The 17,931-nt window shown below is 68.3% G+C and carries 16 protein-coding genes; 11 read left to right on the top strand and 5 right to left on the bottom strand.

Annotated features, from left to right (window positions below):
• On the top strand, nt 1–1,073 hold a 1,073-nt coding region (locus AC5RUH_RS15240), incomplete at its 5' end, for a CapA family protein (RefSeq protein ID WP_494128995.1).
• A 77-nt stretch (nt 1,074–1,150) separates the two neighbouring features.
• On the opposite strand, the gene AC5RUH_RS15245 is transcribed toward AC5RUH_RS15240, so the two are convergent.
• Nucleotides 1,151–1,873, bottom strand: a complete 723-nt coding sequence (locus AC5RUH_RS15245) for a type 1 glutamine amidotransferase (protein WP_494128996.1) — start codon at nt 1,871–1,873, stop codon at nt 1,151–1,153.
• The gene (locus tag AC5RUH_RS15250; RefSeq protein ID WP_494128997.1) at nt 1,873–3,171 is read right to left on the bottom strand and encodes a MurT ligase domain-containing protein; all 1,299 of its coding nucleotides are present in this window, start codon (nt 3,169–3,171) and stop codon (nt 1,873–1,875) included. Before AC5RUH_RS15250 ends, AC5RUH_RS15245 begins: the two co-directional genes overlap by 1 nt.
• Before the next feature lie 134 nt (nt 3,172–3,305).
• Between AC5RUH_RS15250 and pdxT the strand changes: the two genes are divergently transcribed.
• From pdxT to AC5RUH_RS15295, 9 genes are all read left to right on the top strand, one after another.
• Nucleotides 3,306–4,010: a pyridoxal 5'-phosphate synthase glutaminase subunit PdxT gene (pdxT, locus tag AC5RUH_RS15255; RefSeq protein ID WP_494073891.1), complete on the top strand. Its 705-nt coding sequence runs from the start codon at nt 3,306–3,308 to the stop codon at nt 4,008–4,010.
• Between the two features lie 2 nt (nt 4,011–4,012).
• Nucleotides 4,013–4,768, top strand: a complete 756-nt coding sequence (locus AC5RUH_RS15260) for a YebC/PmpR family DNA-binding transcriptional regulator (RefSeq protein WP_493999828.1) — start codon at nt 4,013–4,015, stop codon at nt 4,766–4,768.
• 26 nt (nt 4,769–4,794) lie between these two features.
• Nucleotides 4,795–5,355: a crossover junction endodeoxyribonuclease RuvC gene (gene ruvC / locus AC5RUH_RS15265; RefSeq protein ID WP_493999827.1), complete on the top strand. Its 561-nt coding sequence runs from the start codon at nt 4,795–4,797 to the stop codon at nt 5,353–5,355.
• A gap of 164 nt (nt 5,356–5,519) precedes the next feature.
• On the top strand, nt 5,520–6,155 hold the full coding sequence (gene ruvA, locus AC5RUH_RS15270; RefSeq protein WP_494014068.1) for a Holliday junction branch migration protein RuvA: 636 nt from the start codon (nt 5,520–5,522) through the stop codon (nt 6,153–6,155).
• A gap of 28 nt (nt 6,156–6,183) precedes the next feature.
• Nucleotides 6,184–7,242, top strand: coding sequence for a Holliday junction branch migration DNA helicase RuvB (gene ruvB / locus AC5RUH_RS15275; protein ID WP_494128999.1), 1,059 nt, complete (start codon nt 6,184–6,186; stop codon nt 7,240–7,242).
• Nucleotides 7,243–7,384: 142 nt separating this feature from the next.
• On the top strand, nt 7,385–7,828 hold the full coding sequence (yajC, locus tag AC5RUH_RS15280) for a preprotein translocase subunit YajC (protein WP_494023013.1): 444 nt from the start codon (nt 7,385–7,387) through the stop codon (nt 7,826–7,828).
• A 111-nt stretch (nt 7,829–7,939) separates the two neighbouring features.
• Nucleotides 7,940–9,667: a protein translocase subunit SecD gene (secD, locus tag AC5RUH_RS15285; protein ID WP_493999824.1), complete on the top strand. Its 1,728-nt coding sequence runs from the start codon at nt 7,940–7,942 to the stop codon at nt 9,665–9,667.
• Complete coding sequence (gene secF, locus AC5RUH_RS15290; protein ID WP_494023015.1) at nt 9,668–10,663, top strand: protein translocase subunit SecF; 996 nt, start codon at nt 9,668–9,670, stop codon at nt 10,661–10,663.
• Between the two features lie 270 nt (nt 10,664–10,933).
• Nucleotides 10,934–13,144 (top strand): RelA/SpoT family protein, encoded by a 2,211-nt coding sequence (locus AC5RUH_RS15295; RefSeq protein WP_494014064.1) that lies wholly within the window; start codon nt 10,934–10,936, stop codon nt 13,142–13,144.
• 58 nt (nt 13,145–13,202) lie between these two features.
• Here the strand turns inward: AC5RUH_RS15295 and AC5RUH_RS15300 are convergent, their stop codons facing one another.
• The 3 genes from AC5RUH_RS15300 to AC5RUH_RS15310 all read right to left on the bottom strand — a co-directional run bounded on the left by AC5RUH_RS15300 (nt 13,203) and on the right by AC5RUH_RS15310 (nt 16,345).
• Nucleotides 13,203–13,814 (bottom strand): type IV toxin-antitoxin system AbiEi family antitoxin, encoded by a 612-nt coding sequence (locus AC5RUH_RS15300; protein WP_494073869.1) that lies wholly within the window; start codon nt 13,812–13,814, stop codon nt 13,203–13,205.
• A gap of 98 nt (nt 13,815–13,912) precedes the next feature.
• The gene (locus AC5RUH_RS15305) at nt 13,913–15,490 is read right to left on the bottom strand and encodes a DUF349 domain-containing protein (RefSeq protein ID WP_494128998.1); all 1,578 of its coding nucleotides are present in this window, start codon (nt 15,488–15,490) and stop codon (nt 13,913–13,915) included.
• 63 nt (nt 15,491–15,553) lie between these two features.
• Complete coding sequence (locus AC5RUH_RS15310; RefSeq protein ID WP_494073871.1) at nt 15,554–16,345, bottom strand: peptidylprolyl isomerase; 792 nt, start codon at nt 16,343–16,345, stop codon at nt 15,554–15,556.
• Nucleotides 16,346–16,540: 195 nt separating this feature from the next.
• Between AC5RUH_RS15310 and hisS the strand changes: the two genes are divergently transcribed.
• Nucleotides 16,541–17,890, top strand: a complete 1,350-nt coding sequence (gene hisS, locus AC5RUH_RS15315; protein WP_494014060.1) for a histidine--tRNA ligase — start codon at nt 16,541–16,543, stop codon at nt 17,888–17,890.
• The last annotated feature ends 41 nt before the right edge of the window (nt 17,891–17,931 follow it).

A 17,931-nucleotide genomic window follows, 5' to 3' on the forward strand; every position in this document is an offset into this window, starting at 1 on the left:
GCGCGGGCCCGGCGTGCCCGGGAATCCGCTGCGCCACCGTGGCCCTCACCGGCGACCTGCTGCTGCACGAGCCGCTCTGGGAGCAGGCGGCCGCCGACGCCCGGCGGACCGGGCAAGGGGCCCTGGACTTCGAGCCGATGTTGGCGGCCCAGGAGCAATACCTGGACACCGCCGACCTCGCCGTCTGCCAGCTGGAAACCCCGCTGGCCGGTGACGACGGACCGTACTCCGGCTACCCGGCGTTCAACGCGCCGCCGCAGATCCTCGACGCCGCCGCCGCCGTGGGCTACGACGCCTGCACCACCGCCAGCAACCACGCGTTCGACCACGGCACCGCCGGCCTGGAACGGACCCTGGAGGCGCTGGACGCGCGCGGCCTGGAACACACCGGCACCTACGCCAGTGCGGCCGAGGCCGAGGAGGTACTGGTTCTGGACACCCCGGCCGCGCGGATCGCGGTCATCACCGGCACCTTCTCGCTGAACGGGCTGGAGCCGGACCGGCCCTGGCAGGTGGACGTGCTGGATCCCCCGGCGATGATCGCCAAGGCCAGGAAGGCCCGGGCGCAGGGCGCGGACATCGTCTTGGGAGCGGTGCATGCCGGGGACGAATACACCGCCTACGCCAGCCCGCAACAGCAGGAGGTTGCCCACGCGTTGGCCGACAGCGGCGAGTTCTCCTTGGTGTACGGGCACCACAGCCACTCCGTCCAGCCGATTGAGCGCCACGACGGCACCTGGATCGTCTACGGGCTGGGCAACACCCTCGCCGCGCATGCAACCCCGAACATCCTCAACACCGAGGGGATGATGGTCCGGGCCCGGTTCAGCCAGGCCGGCGACGACGGCGCCTGGGAGGTGGCGGGGCTGGACTGGCTGCCGGCCACGTTCGACGGACCCGGGCACCGCTGGTGCCCGGTGGCAGCGGATGCGCTGGCGGCAGCCGCGAAGTCCGGGGACTGGTGCGTGTCCGAACAGGCGGACGCGGCCAGCCGGCTACGGACCAAGGCGACCGTCGAGTCCATGGGAGCCCCGACGGACGTCGCCCGCGAGTGGCTGCTCAGCGGCGATTGACGCCGCGGCCCGTCGCCCGGACTGGCTTAGCGACGGCCTGGCGTCACTGTCTGCCAAGCGTCAGCGGCCGTCCGGCGTCAGCGCGGACGGGCCGCCGCGTCGGCGCGGGCTTCGGCCTCATGCGGAATGTCCAGCGGCACGTCGTTGAAGCTGCCGTAGCGCCGCTCGACGGCGTGGCGGATCAGGTAGTCGGCCACGGCCGGGTTCTTGGGCAGCAGGGAACCGTGCAGGTAGGTGGCAATGATGTTCCGGTAGCGGGCTCCCTCGGTGCCGTCGGTGCCGTTGTTGCCCTGGCCCTTGGTGACCCGTCCCAACGGCCGGACATCGCTGCCGAGGGTGGTCAGTCCGCTGTGGTTCTCGTACCCGATAACCGTGCCGAACTCGCCGCTTTCGAGCACGGTGTTGCCGATCAACCGGGTGGGCCCGCCCACGGTTTCGGCATCGAGCAGCCCGATGCCGGTGATGACCTCGCCGGTGTGGGTGGTGAACCGGTGGCCGAACAGCTGGTAGAGGCCGCAGACCGCCAGCATCGGCAGGCCGTCCTCGGCCAGCTCCCGCAGCCGGCCGCCCTGGGCCAGCAGGTCGGCCTGGATCTTGTTCTGGCCGGAGTCCTGGCCGCCGCCGCCCACGATCAGGTCCACCTGCTCGGGGAACGCGTCGCCGGGGTTGTACTCGTGCAGCCGGACGTCGTAGCCGCGCAGCTCCAGGCGCTTGCGCAGCACCAGGACATTCCCCCAGTCGCCGTAGATGTTCATGTCCCGCGGGTAGAGCTGGAGCAGGTCGATAACAGGAGCGTCCATCAGGAGACCACTTCCACTTCGGTCAGTTTGCCGAGCTCGCGGCGCAGCGCCAGCATGGCGGTGTAGGTGCAGTAGATGCGCTTGGGCGTCTCCGGACCGCCCGCAATGAACCGCTGCAGGGAGGCATTGAGGTCCGTGTCCACCCGGCCTACCGGAACGTCCTCGTAGAAAAGGCGCAGCCCCATGTCGCGCGCCCGGACCCCGGAGACCACGGCTACGCCGGTGTCCCGCAGCGAATCGAAGTCGACGTCCCACAGCCAGGACATGTCCCGCCCGTCCGCGTAGTTGTCGTTAATGGCGATCATCGTCCGGTAGCCGGCGGCGGGGAAGGACTTCAGGGCCAGCCGGAAACCGGCCGGGTTCTTCACCAGCACCAGGTCCAGCGGCTGGCCGTTGACGGTCAGCGATTCGCCGCGGCCGAAGGCCGGCGTCACGTTCTCCAGCGAGGCCAGCAGCGCCGGCTCGTCCACCGCGGGGCCCAACACGGTCCGCGCCAGCACCAACGCCGCGGCGGCGTTGAACACGTTGTAGACGCCGGTCAGCTTCAGCTCGACCTCGAGCTCACGGCCGTCCAGCTGGAAGGTTGCGGCGGCCCCTTCACAGGCCGAGAGCACGACGTCGGCGCTCGGCCGGCCGCCGTCGGCGGCGGCGGTGTCGCCGGATGGGCCGGCGGAGGCGGCGGACCGCATTTCGTCGTCGTGCGGAAACATGTGGCGCAGCTGCGGCGCCAGGCCGAAGTATTCGACCCGCGGCGCGGCCACGGCGCCCGCCAGCGCCGCGATGCGCGGGTCTTCCCGGTTCAATACCACTGCCTCGGTCGTCGCCGCGGCGATCTGCCGGAGGAAACCCGCGGTCGTTTCGATTTCGCCAAAGCGGTCCAGCTGGTCGCGCATGACGTTGAGCAGCAGGCTGTAGCGCGGGGCCACCAGTTTGACGAAGTGAACCGCGTGGGCCTCGTCCAGCTCCAACACGGCAATGTCCGCGTTAAGCCGGCCCCGGGCGTCGGAGTCGCCCAGCACGGCAGCGACCACGCCGCGGGTGAAGTTGCTGCCCGTCCGGTTCGTGAACACCTTCAGGCCCTGCCCCTGCAGCAGCTCCACCACCATCTTGGTGGTAGTGGTTTTGCCGTTCGTCCCGCTGATTACCACGACGCCGCGCGGCAGCTCGCCGAGCGTGCGCGGCAGGAACTGCGGATCGATTTTTTCGGCCACCAGGCCGGGCAGTGCGGAACCGCCGCCGCGGAGCCTGGCTACCGCCTTTACGGCCTTTCCGGCAACGGTCGCAAGGAGGTGTCGCATGAGTAGAGACTATACAAGCCGCCGTGCCCCGGCGCCGTCGGCCCGGGCCGAACAGTGTCGGTCACCACAGGGGAGGGGGCACCGTTTAACACCGCCGGACCGGTTGGCACTACTGTTTTTCCGTACGGCCGCCACTGAGGCGGCCCCGATGCGAACTCCGAGGAACTGTCACCGTGGTCACGATTGGTGTGCTTGCCCTGCAGGGCGATGTCCGCGAACATCTATCCGTCCTGGAGCACAGCGGCGCCACGGCGGTGCCGGTGCGCCGGCCTGCGGAACTGGCGGCCGTGGACGGCCTGGTCATCCCCGGCGGTGAATCCACGACTATCGACAAGCTCACCCGCATCTTTGAGCTGGCCGATCCGCTGAAGGGGCGGATCGAGGCGGGCATGCCGGTCTACGGTTCGTGCGCGGGCATGATCATGCTGGCCCGGGAGATTGCAGACCCGGCCACCGACCTGAAGGGCGAACCGCAGCAGACGCTGGGCGGCCTGGATATAACGGTGCGTCGGAACGCCTTCGGCCGGCAGCGCGAATCGTTCGAGTCCGAGCTGGACTTCCGGGGCCTGGAGTTCAGCGCGGCGTCTCCCGGCCAGGACCCGGCGCCGGTCCACGCCGTGTTCATCCGTGCGCCCTGGGTGGAACGCGTGGGCAAGGGCGTGGAGGTCCTGGCTGCCGTGCAGCCGGAGGAGGCCTCCCACACCGACACTTTGCACGGGACAGCTAGAATAGTGGCAGTGCGTTCGCGGCATCTGCTGGCGACATCCTTCCACCCGGAGATTACGGGGGAGCGCCGCATCCACGAACTTTTCATCCGCATCGTCAGAGGAGAGGCGTAAGCATGGCCGGACACTCCAAGTGGGCAACCACCAAGCACAAGAAGGCCGTGATCGACGCCAGGCGTGCCAAGTCGTTCGCGAAGCTGATCAAGAACATTGAGGTAGCGGCGCGCAACGGGGGAGCGGACATGTCCGGCAACCCCGCGCTGGAACTGGCCGTCCAAAAGGCCAAGAAGACCTCGGTTCCCAACGACAACATCGACCGCGCGGTCAAGCGCGGTGCCGGCCTGACCGGCGAAACGGTGGACTACAGCGAAATCATCTACGAGGCCCGCGGGCCGCAGGGCTCCGCTGTGCTGATCGAGTGCCTCACCGACAACAAGAACCGGGCCGCCTCGGAGGTTCGCCTGGCCATCACCCGCAACGGCGGCACCATTGCCGACCCGGGGTCGGTGTCCTACATGTTCTCCCGCAAGGGCGTGGTGTCCCTGCCCAGGAACGAACTCACGGAAGACGACCTTCTGATGGCGGTGCTCGAAGCCGGCGCGGAGGAAGTCAAGGAGCAGGGCGACAACTTCGAGGTCCACGCCGATCCCACGGACCTGCGCGCCGTCGTGGCCGCACTGGAAGAGGCCGGCATCGAATACGAAACCGACGAGATCGAGTTCGTGTCCTCGATGGCCGTGGAGCTCGACGCGGACGCGGCCCGGAAGTTCATGAAGCTGGTGGATGCCCTCGAGGACCTGGACGACGTCCAGAACGTCTACTCCAACGCCGACATCAGCGCGGACGTCCTCGCCGAAATCGAGAACGACTGACACCGGTCCGGCCGTCGGCGCCCGCCATGCGCGTGCTGGGAGTGGACCCGGGCCTGACCCGCTGCGGCCTGGGCGTGGTCGATGTTGAACCGAACCGGCGCTCCTCCCTCGTGGACGTCGGTGTGGTGGGGACCACCCCGGACATGGCGCTGGAGCTGCGCCTGCTGAAGATTGCCGACGCGATCGACGAATGGCTCGACGCGCACACCCCGGACGTGCTCGCCGTCGAACGCGTCTTCAGCCAGACCAATGTCAGTACCGTGATGGGCACCGCGCAGGCGTCCGGGGTGGTCATCGCGGCGGCGGCACGGCGCGGGATCGCCGTCGCGCTGCACACGCCCACCGAGGTGAAAGCGGCGGTCACCGGCAACGGGCAGGCGGACAAAGCCGCCGTGACCAAGATGGTGACCCGGATCCTTCGGCTGGACACCCCGCCGCGCCCGGCCGATGCCGCGGACGCCCTGGCGCTGGCGATCACCCATGCCTGGCGCGGCGGAGCTGCGAGACCGGCTGCCGGCGGCGGGATGACGACGGCGCAGCGGCTCTGGGCGGAGGCCGAAGCGAAGGCCAAGCGCACCCGCCGCTAACGTGGGGCCGGCGGCGGCCGCCGGAACCGGTGCCACGGTGTGGCGGTGGCCGGCAATGTCCGTGCTGCCCCGTAAGCTATTCGTAGATATGTTCGGACAATCCGCCGCCGTGCTGCCCGCGGCGCGGACTCCGGGCCGCAGTGCCGGAATTGGGAGTTGAGTTCATGATTAGCTCGTTGCGCGGCGTCGTCGCCCACGTGGGATTGCAATCGGCCGTGATCGACGTCAACGGATTCGGCATGCTCGTCCAGGCGACGCCGCAGACCCTGGGCACGCTGTTCGTGGGGCGGGAGGCCGAACTGGCCACCACCATGATTGTGCGCGAAGACTCCATGACGCTGTTCGGCTTCGAGGACGCAGCGCAACGGGAAGTTTTTGAAACCCTCATCTCGGTCAGCGGGGTCGGCCCGAGGCTGGGCCTGGCTGCGCTGTCGGTGCACTCGCCCGAGGCGCTGAGGGTTGCCGCCGCGGAGGGGGACAGCAAGGCGTTCACCAAGGTTCCGGGTATCGGGCCGAAGCTCGCCGGCCGGATCGTGCTCGAGCTGGCCGGGAAGCTGATCCCCACCGGCGAGCAGGCCCCCCAGCAAAAGGGCGGCTGGAAGGGACAGGTGCAGGAGGCACTGGCCGGCCTGGGCTGGTCCGAGAAGGACGCCGCCGCGGCGGTGGACACCACCGCCGAGGAAAATCCGGAGGCGGCAGCGGCAGGCAACGTGGGCGACTTGCTGCGGCTGACCCTGCGCAGGCTCGGCCAGGACGGCGCCCGGACCGGCGCGTCCCGGCGGACCGCGGGAGTGAACTAGCGTGGCGGAGGATTCCGAGAACAACCGGCTGGTCGCCAACACGTCGGAAACCGAAGAACGGGCGATCGAATCGGCGCTGCGGCCCAAGAACCTGGACGATTTCGTGGGCCAGGCCCGGGTCCGCCAGCAGCTGTCGCTGGTGCTGGAGGCGTCCCGGATCCGCGAACGGACAGCCGACCATGTCCTGCTGTCCGGCCCGCCCGGACTGGGCAAGACCACGCTGGCGATGATCATCGCCGCGGAAATGAACGCGCCGCTGCGCATCAGCTCCGGACCGGCGATCCAGCACGCGGGCGACCTGGCGGCGATCCTGTCGTCGCTGACCGAAGGGGAGATCTTCTTCCTGGATGAGATCCACCGGATGTCGCGGCCGGCAGAGGAAATGCTCTACATGGCGATGGAGGACTTCCGGGTGGACATCGTGGTGGGCAAGGGCGCCGGCGCCACCGCCATCCCGCTCGACCTGCCGCCGTTCACCCTCGTCGGGGCCACGACGAGGGCCGGGCTGCTGCCGGGGCCGCTGCGCGACCGGTTCGGCTTCACCGGGCACTTGGAGTTCTACGCCGTCGCGGAGCTTGAGCTGGTGCTCCGCCGCTCGGCCATGCTGCTGGACCTCAAGGTCAGTTCGGCCGGTTTCGCCGAGATCGCCGGGCGCTCCCGCGGCACGCCCCGCATCGCCAACCGTCTGCTGCGCCGGGTGCGGGACTGGGCCCTTGTGCACAAGATCGAGGAGATCGATGCGCGTGCGGCAGCGGCGGCGCTCGATATGTACGAAGTCGACGAACGGGGACTGGACCGGCTGGACCGGGCGGTGCTCACCGCCCTGATCACCAAGTTCGGCGGCGGGCCCGTCGGTTTATCCACCCTGGCCATAGCCGTCGGCGAGGAAACCGAGACGGTGGAGACGGTAGCCGAGCCCTACTTGGTCCGCGAAGGGCTGCTCGGCCGGACGCCGCGCGGACGGATCGCCACCGCCGCGGCCTGGCAACACCTGGGGCTGGCGGTGCCGGATCACCTGACCGCGGGACAGACCGAAGACCTGCTCTCGGAACTGCTGGAGCCGGACACGGATTTCGCCGAAAACTGAAGCTTGACCGTGTCAGGGCGGTCACCGCGTAGAATGGTAGGAACGTGCGGAGTGCGCCGTCCCCCACGGGACGCGGCAGGCTGCGTACACGGTCCGGATTTTCCTACCGGTCCGCTCCAGACTTCTAGGACGGAACTTCCCTGTGTTCGTAAATCTCTTCACCGGCACCACTCCCCAGCAGCAGTCGGGCGGCATCGACGTGATGACCATCGCCCTGTTCGCCGTTTTCGCGCTGTTGATCTTCTTCATGTTCCGCAAGCAGAAGAAGGTCCAGGCGCAGATGCGCGAAAAGGCCGAGCGCATCAAGGAGCAGATGGTGCCGGGCACCGAGGTGATGACTCAGTTCGGCCTCTTCGGCACCGTCGTTTCCCTCGACCCCGACAACAACAAGGTGGTCCTTGAACTGTCGCCGGGCAACACCGCCACCGTGCACACCCAGGCGGTGAACGAAGTCGTGACACCGGAGGCCCCCGAGGTTCCCGACGACGCCTCGTCCCTCACCGCGGAAAGCGCTACCCGCCCGGAGGAATCCGCCGAGGACACCCTTAAGCGGCTCAACGAAGAGCAGAACAAAGACACCAAGTAGGCCAGCGACGGCTTAGCCGTATAGGCGTGCAGTGGCGGGGCATGCCCCGCCACTTCGCCATGTACCGGCCGGTTCCTCCGGCCGACTGAGCCGATGAGAGAAAGATCTTCCATGGCACGATCCGGTTCCACCAGCATTGCGCGGCGGACACTTATCTGGCTCGGTGTGCTCCTGGCCGCCGGCACCGTCATCCTGGGCAGCGGTGTATTCACCGGCCAGGCAAGCTGGGCGCCCAAGCTGGCGCTCGACCTTGAGGGCGGCACCCAGATGATCCTGGCTCCGCAGGTCCAGGGCGGCGGGGGCGAGATCACCGCCGAGCAGCTCAACCAGGCCGTGGAGATCATCCGCCAGCGCGTCGACGGCTCCGGCGTGGCGGAAGCCGAGATCACCACGCAGTCCGGCCGCAACGTGGTGGTCAGCCTGCCCGGTGTTCCGGACCAGCGGACCCGCGAACTGATCCAGGCGTCGGCCGCCATGGAATTCCGCCCGGTGCTCACCGTTGCGCCGGGTTCCGCCGTTCCGGAGGAGGAGCGGACGCCCGAAGCGGACCTTCCGAAACCGGCGGCCGAACCGAAGAACGCCAGCGACTTGAACTGGATCACCCCGGAGCTCTACCAGGAGTTCGAGGCGCTGGAGTGCCTTGACCCGGCCGCGGCCGCAGAGGAGACCGAGCCGGCCGACCCGGCCAAGCCGACGGTCGCCTGCGAACCGGATACCGGCATGAAGTACATCCTGGGCCCGGTGGAGGTGCCCGGCACGGACATCGCCGACTCCAGCTTTGGCCAGGTGCGCGGCACCCAGGGACAGACGCTGAACCAGTGGGCGGTGAACATCGAGTTCAACAGCGAGGGAACCGCAACCTTCAAGGAAGTGACCGAACGGCTGTTCGGACTCTCCGGCGCCCAGAACCAGTTCGCCATCGTGCTGGACGGCGAGGTGATTTCCGCTCCCACGACCAACGCGGTCATCCCCGACGGCAAGCCGCAGATCACCGGCAACTTCACGGAGGAATCGGCCCGTGTGCTCTCCGAGCAGCTGAAGTACGGCGCGCTGCCGATCAGCTTCGAGATCCAGAGCGAGCAGCAGATTTCCGCCACCCTGGGCGCCGACCAGTTGCGGATGGGCCTGATCGCCGGGCTCATCGGCCTGGCGCTGGTCGCCGCCTACTCGATCTTCCAGTACCGCATGCTCGGCCTGGTGACCATCGCGTCGCTGGTGGTGGCCGGCATTTTGACGTATCTGGCGATCGCGATCCTGGGCTGGACCGAAAACTACCGGCTGTCGTTGGCCGGGGTCGCCGGCCTCATCGTGGCGATCGGCCAGACCGCCGACTCGTTCATCGTCTACTTCGAACGCATCCGCGACGAACTGCGCGAGGGCCGGGGCCTGGTCTCGGCCGTGGACAACGGCTGGAAGCGTGCACGGCAAACCGTGCTGGCTTCCAAGGCGGTCAACCTGCTGGCCGCCGTCGTGCTCTACTTCGTGGCGGTGGGCAACGTGCGCGGTTTTGCCTTTACGCTGGGCCTGACCGCGGTGGCCGACCTCCTGGTGGTCTTCATGTTCACGCACCCGACCATGCAGCTGCTGGCACGCACCAAGTTCTTCGGCGAGGGCCACCGCTTCTCCGGCCTGGATCCGCGCCTGCTGGACGCGGTGCCGCTGTACCGCGGGGCGGGCCGGATCCGCCAGCCCGGCGAACGCAAGGTGCCGGTGCGGGCCAAGAACGCCGCGGCGGCTGCCGAAGCCGACCGCCGCCAGACCATCGCCGAACGCCGGGCGGCCGAGAAGCAGCGCGCCACCAGCGGCGCGGGCCGCGGGTCCGACAAGGAGAGCAACTAAATGGCCAACTTTGCTAAGTGGGGCAACGATCTCTACACCGGCAAGCGCTCCTACGACTTTGTCTCCAAGTACAGGCTCTGGTTCGGCATTGCCGCCGCCGCGATCCTCCTGTCCATCGTGGTGCCGTTCGTCAAGGGCGGGTTCAACCTGGGCATCGACTTCCGCGGCGGCTCCGAGTTCACCGTGTCCAACGTGGAAAACACCGACGTCGGCCCCGGCGAGGCGGCCGTGGCCCAAGTCGCGGCGGATGCCGATCCCCGGGTGACGAACATCGCCCCGGGGACCATGCGGATCCAGACCGAGCGGCTGGACGACGACCAGACCCTGGAACTGCGCGACGCCCTCGTCGAAGCCTACGACGTCGAGTCAGACGAGGTGACGTCCTCGTATGTCGGTCCCACCTGGGGTGCGGACGTCACCCGGCAGGCGATCTGGGGCCTGGTGGTGTTCGTTGTGCTGGCGGCGATCATGATGGCGTTGTACTTCCGGACCTGGAAGATGTCCGTCGCCGCGCTCAGCGGCCTGGTGGTGGTGCTCATCGTGACCGCCGGCATCTATTCGCTGAGCGACTTCGAGGTGACGCCCTCGGCGATCATCGGCTTCCTGACCATTTTGGGGTACTCGCTGTACGACACGGTGGTGGTCTTCGACAAGATCCGCGAGAACACGGAAGACCTGGACAAGTCCACCAGGAGGACCTTCGCGGAGGAGGTCAATCTCGCCGTGAACCAGACTCTGGTCCGGTCCATCAACACCTCCGTGGTCGCCGTCCTGCCGGTCGCCGCCATCTTGTTCATCGGCGCGTTCCTGCTCGGCGCCGGCACGTTGAAGGACGTGTCCCTGGCACTGTTCATCGGCATCATCATCGGCACCGCCACCACAATCTTCATTGCGGCGCCGATGTATGCGCGGCTCCGGGCCAAGGAACCGGCGCTGCTCAAGCAGGCCAAGAAGGTGGAAGAACGGCGCCGCACCGAGGCCGCCCCCGTCGGGTGATGCCGCACCGGAACGACCGGGCCGCCGGACGAGCATAGAATGGTTTGCGGAACAGTGCTGGGCTGTGCGCCGCTGCCTTGCGGGCTGTAGCGTCGGTTCCAGGACTCATCGGGAAGGCGGGAAGGATTGGCCGAACACCTCAGGTCGACAGACCAGGCCAGTGACGCCGGTGTGACACCGGATCCTGGTCCTTCTGTGGTGCCCGCGGCCGCCGAAGTCCCGGGCAACGCACCGGTCCGCCATGCCTTCCCGGGGCGCCGGGAACGGACGATGTCCCGGCTTGCCCGGCTGGCCGGCCGGGGCGGGACCAGCTACTCGCCCATCCTGGAGCCGCTGCTGCGCACCGTCCGGGCCAACAACCCGCGCGAGGACTTCGACCTGATCCACCGCGCCTTCGTGGTGGCTGAGCGCAGCCACCGCGGGCAGAAACGCAAGAGCGGCGACCCGTACATCACCCACCCGGTGGCTGTGGCCACGATCCTCGCGGAACTGGGCATGACGGGCACGACGCTGGCCGCCGCCCTGCTGCACGACACCGTCGAAGACACCGAGTACACGCTCGCCGACCTGAAGGCGGAGTTCGGTCCGGAGATTGCGATGCTGGTGGACGGCGTCACCAAGCTGGACAAGGTGCAGTTCGGCGACGCGGCCCAGTCCGAGACCGTGCGCAAGATGGTCGTGGCGATGGCCAAGGACATCCGCGTCCTGGTGATCAAGCTGGCCGACCGGTTGCACAACGCCCGGACCTGGCGCTTTGTCTCGCCGGAGTCGTCGGCGAAGAAGGCGCGCGAAACCCTGGAGATCTTCGCCCCGTTGGCGCACCGGCTGGGCATGAACACCATCAAGTGGGAGCTTGAAGATCTCTCCTTCGCGGCCCTGCACCCGAAGGTCTACGAAGAGATCGTGCGGATGGTGGGGGAGCGCACCCCCGAACGGGAGAAGTACCTGACGACGCTGCGCACCAAGATCGGCGACGACCTGCGCGCCGTGAAGATCAAGGCCACGATTACCGGCCGGCCCAAGCACTACTACTCCATCTACCAGAAGATGATCGTGCGGGGTAAGGACTTCGACGACATCCACGACCTGATGGGCATCCGGGTACTGGTGGATACGGTCCGCGACTGCTACGCGGCACTCGGTGCCCTGCATGCGCGCTGGAACCCGCTGCCCGGCCGGTTCAAAGACTACATCGCCATGCCCAAGTTCAACATGTACCAGTCGCTGCACACCACGGTGATCGGCCCGGGCGGCAAGCCGGTGGAAATCCAGATCCGCACCCACGAGATGCACCGCCGCGCCGAGTACGGCGTCGCGGCCCACTGGAAGTACAAGGACATCGCCCGCGGCGGGACGGCCGACGGCGGTGACATGGGCTGGCTGCGCAGCCTGGTCGACTGGCAGCAGGAGACCAGCGACCCCGCCGAGTTCCTGGACTCCCTCCGGTTCGAAATCAACGCCAAGGAAGTCTTCGTCTTCACGCCCAAGGGCGAAGTCATGGCGCTGCCGGCAGGATCAACGCCGGTGGACTTCGCCTATGCCGTGCACACCGAGGTCGGCCACCGCACCATCGGTGCGCGGGTCAACGGCAAGCTGGTCCCGCTGAACAGCGAACTCAGCCACGGCGACTGGGTGGAGATCTTCACCTCCAAGGCGGAGGGCGCCGGTCCCAGCCAGGATTGGCAGGGCTTCGTCAAGAGCCCGCGGGCACGGAACAAGATCCGCCAATGGTTCACCAAGGAGCGCCGCGAAGAGGCGATCGAAAAGGGCAAGGACCAGCTCACCCGCGCCATGCGGAAGCAGAACCTGCCGCTGCAGAAGATGATGACGCACGACGCGTTGATGTCGGTGGCGCAGGAACTTCACCACGCCGACGTGTCGGCGCTGTACGCCGCCGTGGGCGACGGCCACACGTCCGCCCAGAACGTGATCGAGCACTTGGTCGGCCTGCTCGGCGGACGCGAGGCGGTCGAGGAGGCCGAGCCGTCGCTCCCGACGACGGTCAGGCGGCCGAAGCATCCGGACTCCGGCGTCACCGTCGTGGGGGTCGGCGACGTCTGGGTCAAGCTGGCCCGGTGCTGCACCCCGGTCCCGCCGGATCCCATCATCGGGTTCGTCACCCGGGGCTCGGGGGTGTCGGTGCACCGGTCCGACTGCCGCAACGTGGCGGAACTGCGCGAAAGCCCCGACCGGATCGTCGATGTCGCCTGGGCGCCCACCCAGTCCAGCGTGTTCCTGGTGGAGATCCAGGTCGAGGCGCTGGACCGCAAGAGCCTGCTCTCCGATGTCACCCGGGTGCTCGCCGAGAACCATGTCAATATCCTCTCCGCCACGGTGCATACCTCGAGCGACCGGCTCGCGATCTCGCGGTTCTCCTTCGAGATGGGCGACCCGAAGTACCTCAGCCATGTGCTCAGCGCGGTCCGGCGCATCGACGGCGTCTACGACGTGTACCGCACCTCGGGGTCCCAGCGCCGCTGATCCGCCCGCCCGCGGTGGGACGCCACTCCGCGGCCGCCTCGCAGGAGCGTTCCCGCCGTCAGGCCGTACCCGTCGCCGAGTCCAGGCGCTGCAGGGCCCGGGCCTTGCCCGGCAGCCTCGGCCTCGCCTCCACCGCCTGCCGGACGGCGTCCAGCGGGCAGTCGAGTCCGCTGGCCCCGGCCAGCGCCCGCAACACGGGGATGGCCTCTTGGTCCGGAACGTGCAGGGCCACGTCCAGTGCGGTCCTCAGCGGCGTGCTCACCGGGACCCCGCCGATGGTCACGGTATCCAGGGGGCCAAGTGTCACTTCGTGGATCAGGGCAAGGCGATACCTGCCCTGCGACGTGGTCCTGTGCCGGTGGTCCAGCAGCACCGAGAGTTTCTGCGGGGCCGGCGCGCAGCCGTAGACCCATGCCGCCGTCATCCTCCCCAGCACCACTTTCCGGCGGACATGCCCGGGCAGGCTGAAGTACGCGGCTGCCGCACGGTGTCGGGGCGTGATCGGCTCCCATGGCAAGGCAAACCCCGGACCGTAGACGTTGACTAAGAGGCCCTCCAGGCGCATGCACTCAAGTTCGCTGCGGCTGAACGGATGCCCCGGCCGCAGTACCGCCGGCGCGGCCTGGGCGGTACGTTCAGCCGCCGTGGCGGCGGGATGTAGACGGGCCATGCAGACAGCATGCCAAACGGGCCGGGACAGCCGAAGGGCCCCCGAACGCCTTGTGGAAAGCCGTTCGGGGGCCCTCGGGTTGTGTAGGGCTTGGTCCTCTAGGAGAAGTCCTCCGCTGAGCGCTGCAGCGTGTCGAGCCACTGGCGGCGCGCCTCCAAGGCCTCCCGGGCCTTGGCGATCCGCCGCTGGTCGCCGGCCTTTTCGGCCTGGGCCAGGTCATCCTCGAGCCCGGCGATGGCCGACTCGAGCTGGGACAGGGCGCTGTTGGTGCGGGCCTTGGTCTCCGGATTCGTCCGGCGCCAGTGATCGTCCTCCGCGGCCTTGACCGCATCCTCGACCTTGCGCAGGCCGGCATCGATCCGCTGCATGTCGCCGCGCGGAACCTTGCCGGCTTCCTCCCAACGATCACGGATGGACTGCAGGGCCTTCTTGGCTGCGGACAGATCGGTCACTGGCAGCAGCGCCTGCGCCTCGGCGACCAGCGCTTCCTTGACCACCAGGTTGGCGGCGAACTCCTGGTCGATTGCCTCGTTGGCGGCCTGGCGTGCCGCGAAGAACCTGTCCTGCGCCGCCCGGAACCTGGCCCAGAGCGCGTCGTCGTCCTTGCGGCTGGCGCGCTTGGATGCCTTCCAATCGTCCATCAGCTTCCGGTACTCGGCCGCGGTGTGGCCCCAGTCCGTGGAGGTGGAAAGCTCTTCGGCCCGGGCGATCAGGGCTTCCTTGGCGGCCTTTGCCGCGGCGTTGTCGCTGTCCAGTTGGCTGAAGAACGCGCGGCGGTGCCGATCAAAGACCGTCCGTGCCGAGCGGAAGCGTTTCCACAGTGCGTCCTCGGTGCTGCGGCCCAGCCGGATGCCGTTCTTCTGGGCGGCCTTCCACGCGTCGAAGAGTTCGTTCATGCGGGCGCTGCTGGTTTTCCACTGCACCGACGACGGGTCCTTGCCGGCGATCTCCTCGGCTGCGGCGACGATGGCTTCGCGGGCCGCCAGTTCTGCGGCTCGCTGGGCTTCCTGGTTTGCCTTCTCGGCCTTCTGCAGTTCGCTGATGGCTGAGCCAAGTTTCGCCAGCCGGGACTCGAGCGCGGGCACGTCGCCCACCATGTGCCGCTCGGCCACCTGGGCCTTCAGATGCTCAAGGGTCTTGTGCATGTCGTTGGAGGGAGCCTTGGCTTCGACCCGCTGTTCCAGCAGGGCAGCCTGGGCCGCCACGTCGTCATACTTGCGCACGAAGTAGGCCAGCGCCTCGTCCTTGCTGGCGTCCGGGTACTGTCCGACCGGATGTTCCTGCCCGTCGACAAGCAGGAAGACGTGGCCGTCGTCGGTGACGCGGGCCCACTTGGACGCCTCGGACAGCGGTGTGGAGGCGACCGCCGGAACAGGGATGACGTGCTGTGCGGGGGCAGCGGCAGCAATCTTTCCCGGCATGGCCGCCGGCGTGGGCTTGCGGCCCGGGGCGGGCTTCGGGGCCGGTTTGCCTGCCGGCTTCGGGGCACTGGGGGAGGGCGCGGCCGGGGCCTCGTCCTCGGTGGCCTGCGGCGCCGCCTCTGCGGCAGGCGGCTGGCCGGCTGCCGAGCCGTTTGCCGTTTGGTCGGTCGGAACCTGTTCCGCTGCCAAACCGTTTGCGGCTTGTTCGGTCTGGGCGGTCTGGGCTGCTTCGTCGGATTGCTGACTGGGTGTCACCGCTAGAACTCTTTCGCTTGTGCCTGGGGCCGCGTATTCAGCGGCACCATCGTGGTGGGGTGCTCACTGGAGGGTGAACGACTCTATTGTTACCGGTATCTTAGGCGGGCCGTCCTGGCTGTCGGCATCCTCGACGCCTCCGGCCGCGATCTGCTCGATGACGTCCAGCCCTTCGGTTACCTTACCCATAATCGTGTAGCCGCCGGTATCTTGCGGGATGGTGGAATCTTTCCACGCAATGAAGAACTGCGTCCCGTTGCTGTAGGTATCGGCACCGCGGGCGACGGCGATTGTGCCGGCCGGATACACGCCGTCTTCGGGGGTGTTCTCCACCGGGCCCCACTGGTATGCGGGATCGCCGCCGCCGGCCCCGTCCACGGAACCGCACTGCAGCACGCCCATGCTGGCGGCGGTGGTGAGCCGGTGGCAGGTCTTGCCCTCGAAGAAACCGTCCCGGGCCAAGGTGCTGAAGACCGCTGCCGCCTGCGGCGCCACGTTGCCGTCCAGTTCCACACCGATATCGCCCTCGTTCGTGGCGATGGTGCCGTTGAAGACCTTTCCCTCGGCGATCTCCGGCGACGGGATGCCGGCCGCGTTCGCGGAGGGCGGCGGCGAGGCGACGCCTTGCGGGTCTTCGAGGCCCCGGCGGACCTGTTCCACCTCGGACGGAGTGGGGTTCGAGGCGAACACGGTCATCTGCACGATCACGCCGCCGACTACCAGTGCCGCCAAGGCTGCGCCGCCGATGATGTTGTCGCGCTTGCGCCGCGCCGCCTGCTGCCGGCGCAGGTCGCGTTTGGCCTCCATCCGGGCAATGCGGCGCCGGGTTTCGCGGTCATGACGGCTCCGGGCCAAAGCTCCTCCTGGTCGTTGCGCTAATAGACTCCGCCCGGCGCCGGGGCGGCGCCCGGCAGCGCGTTTGGTTCCGCTGCCGTGGCAGGCCTTAAACTGGTCCAGCAGCCAGTCTAGCGATCCAGTGCCGCAGCACTGCCGCCGGCTTTAATGCACCCGCCTCATCCTTACCCCTCATCTACTAGGAGATAGGTCCGTATGGCACGCAAGGCCTCCCTGTCAGGCTTCCCGGAATGGCTTCCGCAGGAGAGGCTTGTGGAGCTGCATGTTCTGGATTCCCTGCGCCGGACGTTTGAGCTGCACGGTTTCTCCTCCATCGAGACCCGCGCCGTCGAAACCGTGGCCCAGCTGCTGCGCAAGGGCGAGATCGACAAAGAGGTTTACGGCCTGCACCGCCTGCAGGCCGACGAATCCGAGGGCAAGTCCGAGGACAAGCTGGCCCTGCATTTCGACCTTACGGTCCCGTTCGCCCGCTACGTCGTGGAGAACGCCGGCCACTTGGCCTTCCCGTTCCGCCGGTACCAGATCCAGAAGGTCTGGCGGGGCGAGCGTCCGCAGGAGGGCCGGGCCCGCGAGTTCACCCAGGCGGACATCGACGTGGTGGGCGACGGCGAGCTGCCCTTCCGCTACGACGTGGAGCTGGCGCTGGTCATCGTCGAGGCCCTCAGCGCGCTGCCCATCCCCGAGTTCAAGCTGCGCGTAAACAACCGGAAGCTGGCCGAGGGCTTCTACCGCGGGATCGGGCTGACCGACACCGCCGGGGTACTGCGCAGCATCGACAAGCTGGAGAAGATCGGTCCCGAGAAGGTTGCCGCGCTGCTGCAGGAAGAACTGGGCGCCACCGACGAACAGGCGCAGGCCGCGCTGAAGCTGGCATCCATCCGCACCGAGGACACCTCCTTCGTGGACCAGGTGCGGGCGCTCGGAGTCCGGCACGAGCTGCTGGACACCGGCCTGGCCGAGTTGGAGGAAGTCATCGGCGAGGCGCACCGGCGCGCCCCGGGCAAGGTGCTGGCCGACCTGAGCATCGCCCGCGGCCTGGACTATTACACCGGCACGGTCTACGAAACCGTCCTTGTGGGCCATGAGCAGCTGGGATCCATCTGCTCCGGAGGCCGTTACGACGCGCTGGCGGCCAAGGGCAACCGGACCTTTCCCGGCGTCGGCCTCTCCATCGGCGTGACCCGGCTGGTCATGCGGATCCTGGGACAGGAGTTCGCCGTGGCGTCCCGGCAGGTGCCGACGACCGTGCTGGTCGCCCTGGCCAACGAGGACAGCTGGTCGCAGGCCCAGGACGTGGCGGGGGAGCTGCGTTCACGCGGCATCAGCGTGGAGGTGGCCGCGAAGGCAGACAAGTTCGGCAAGCAGATCAAGTACGCGGACCGCCGCGGCATCCCCTACGTCTGGTTCACCTCCGTGGCCGACGACGGCAGCCTCAGCCACGAGGTCAAGGACATTCGCTCCGGCGACCAGGCCGCGGCGGATCCGGCGGTCTGGACCCCTCCGGCGGAGGATCTGGCCCCGCAGATCACCGCGGCCGCCCACTAAGGGCGGCCGCGGTCGGGCGGCCCTGCTCAGCAGCCGCGGTT

The sequence above is a fragment of the Arthrobacter sp. Y3223166 genome (assembly GCF_059090935.1).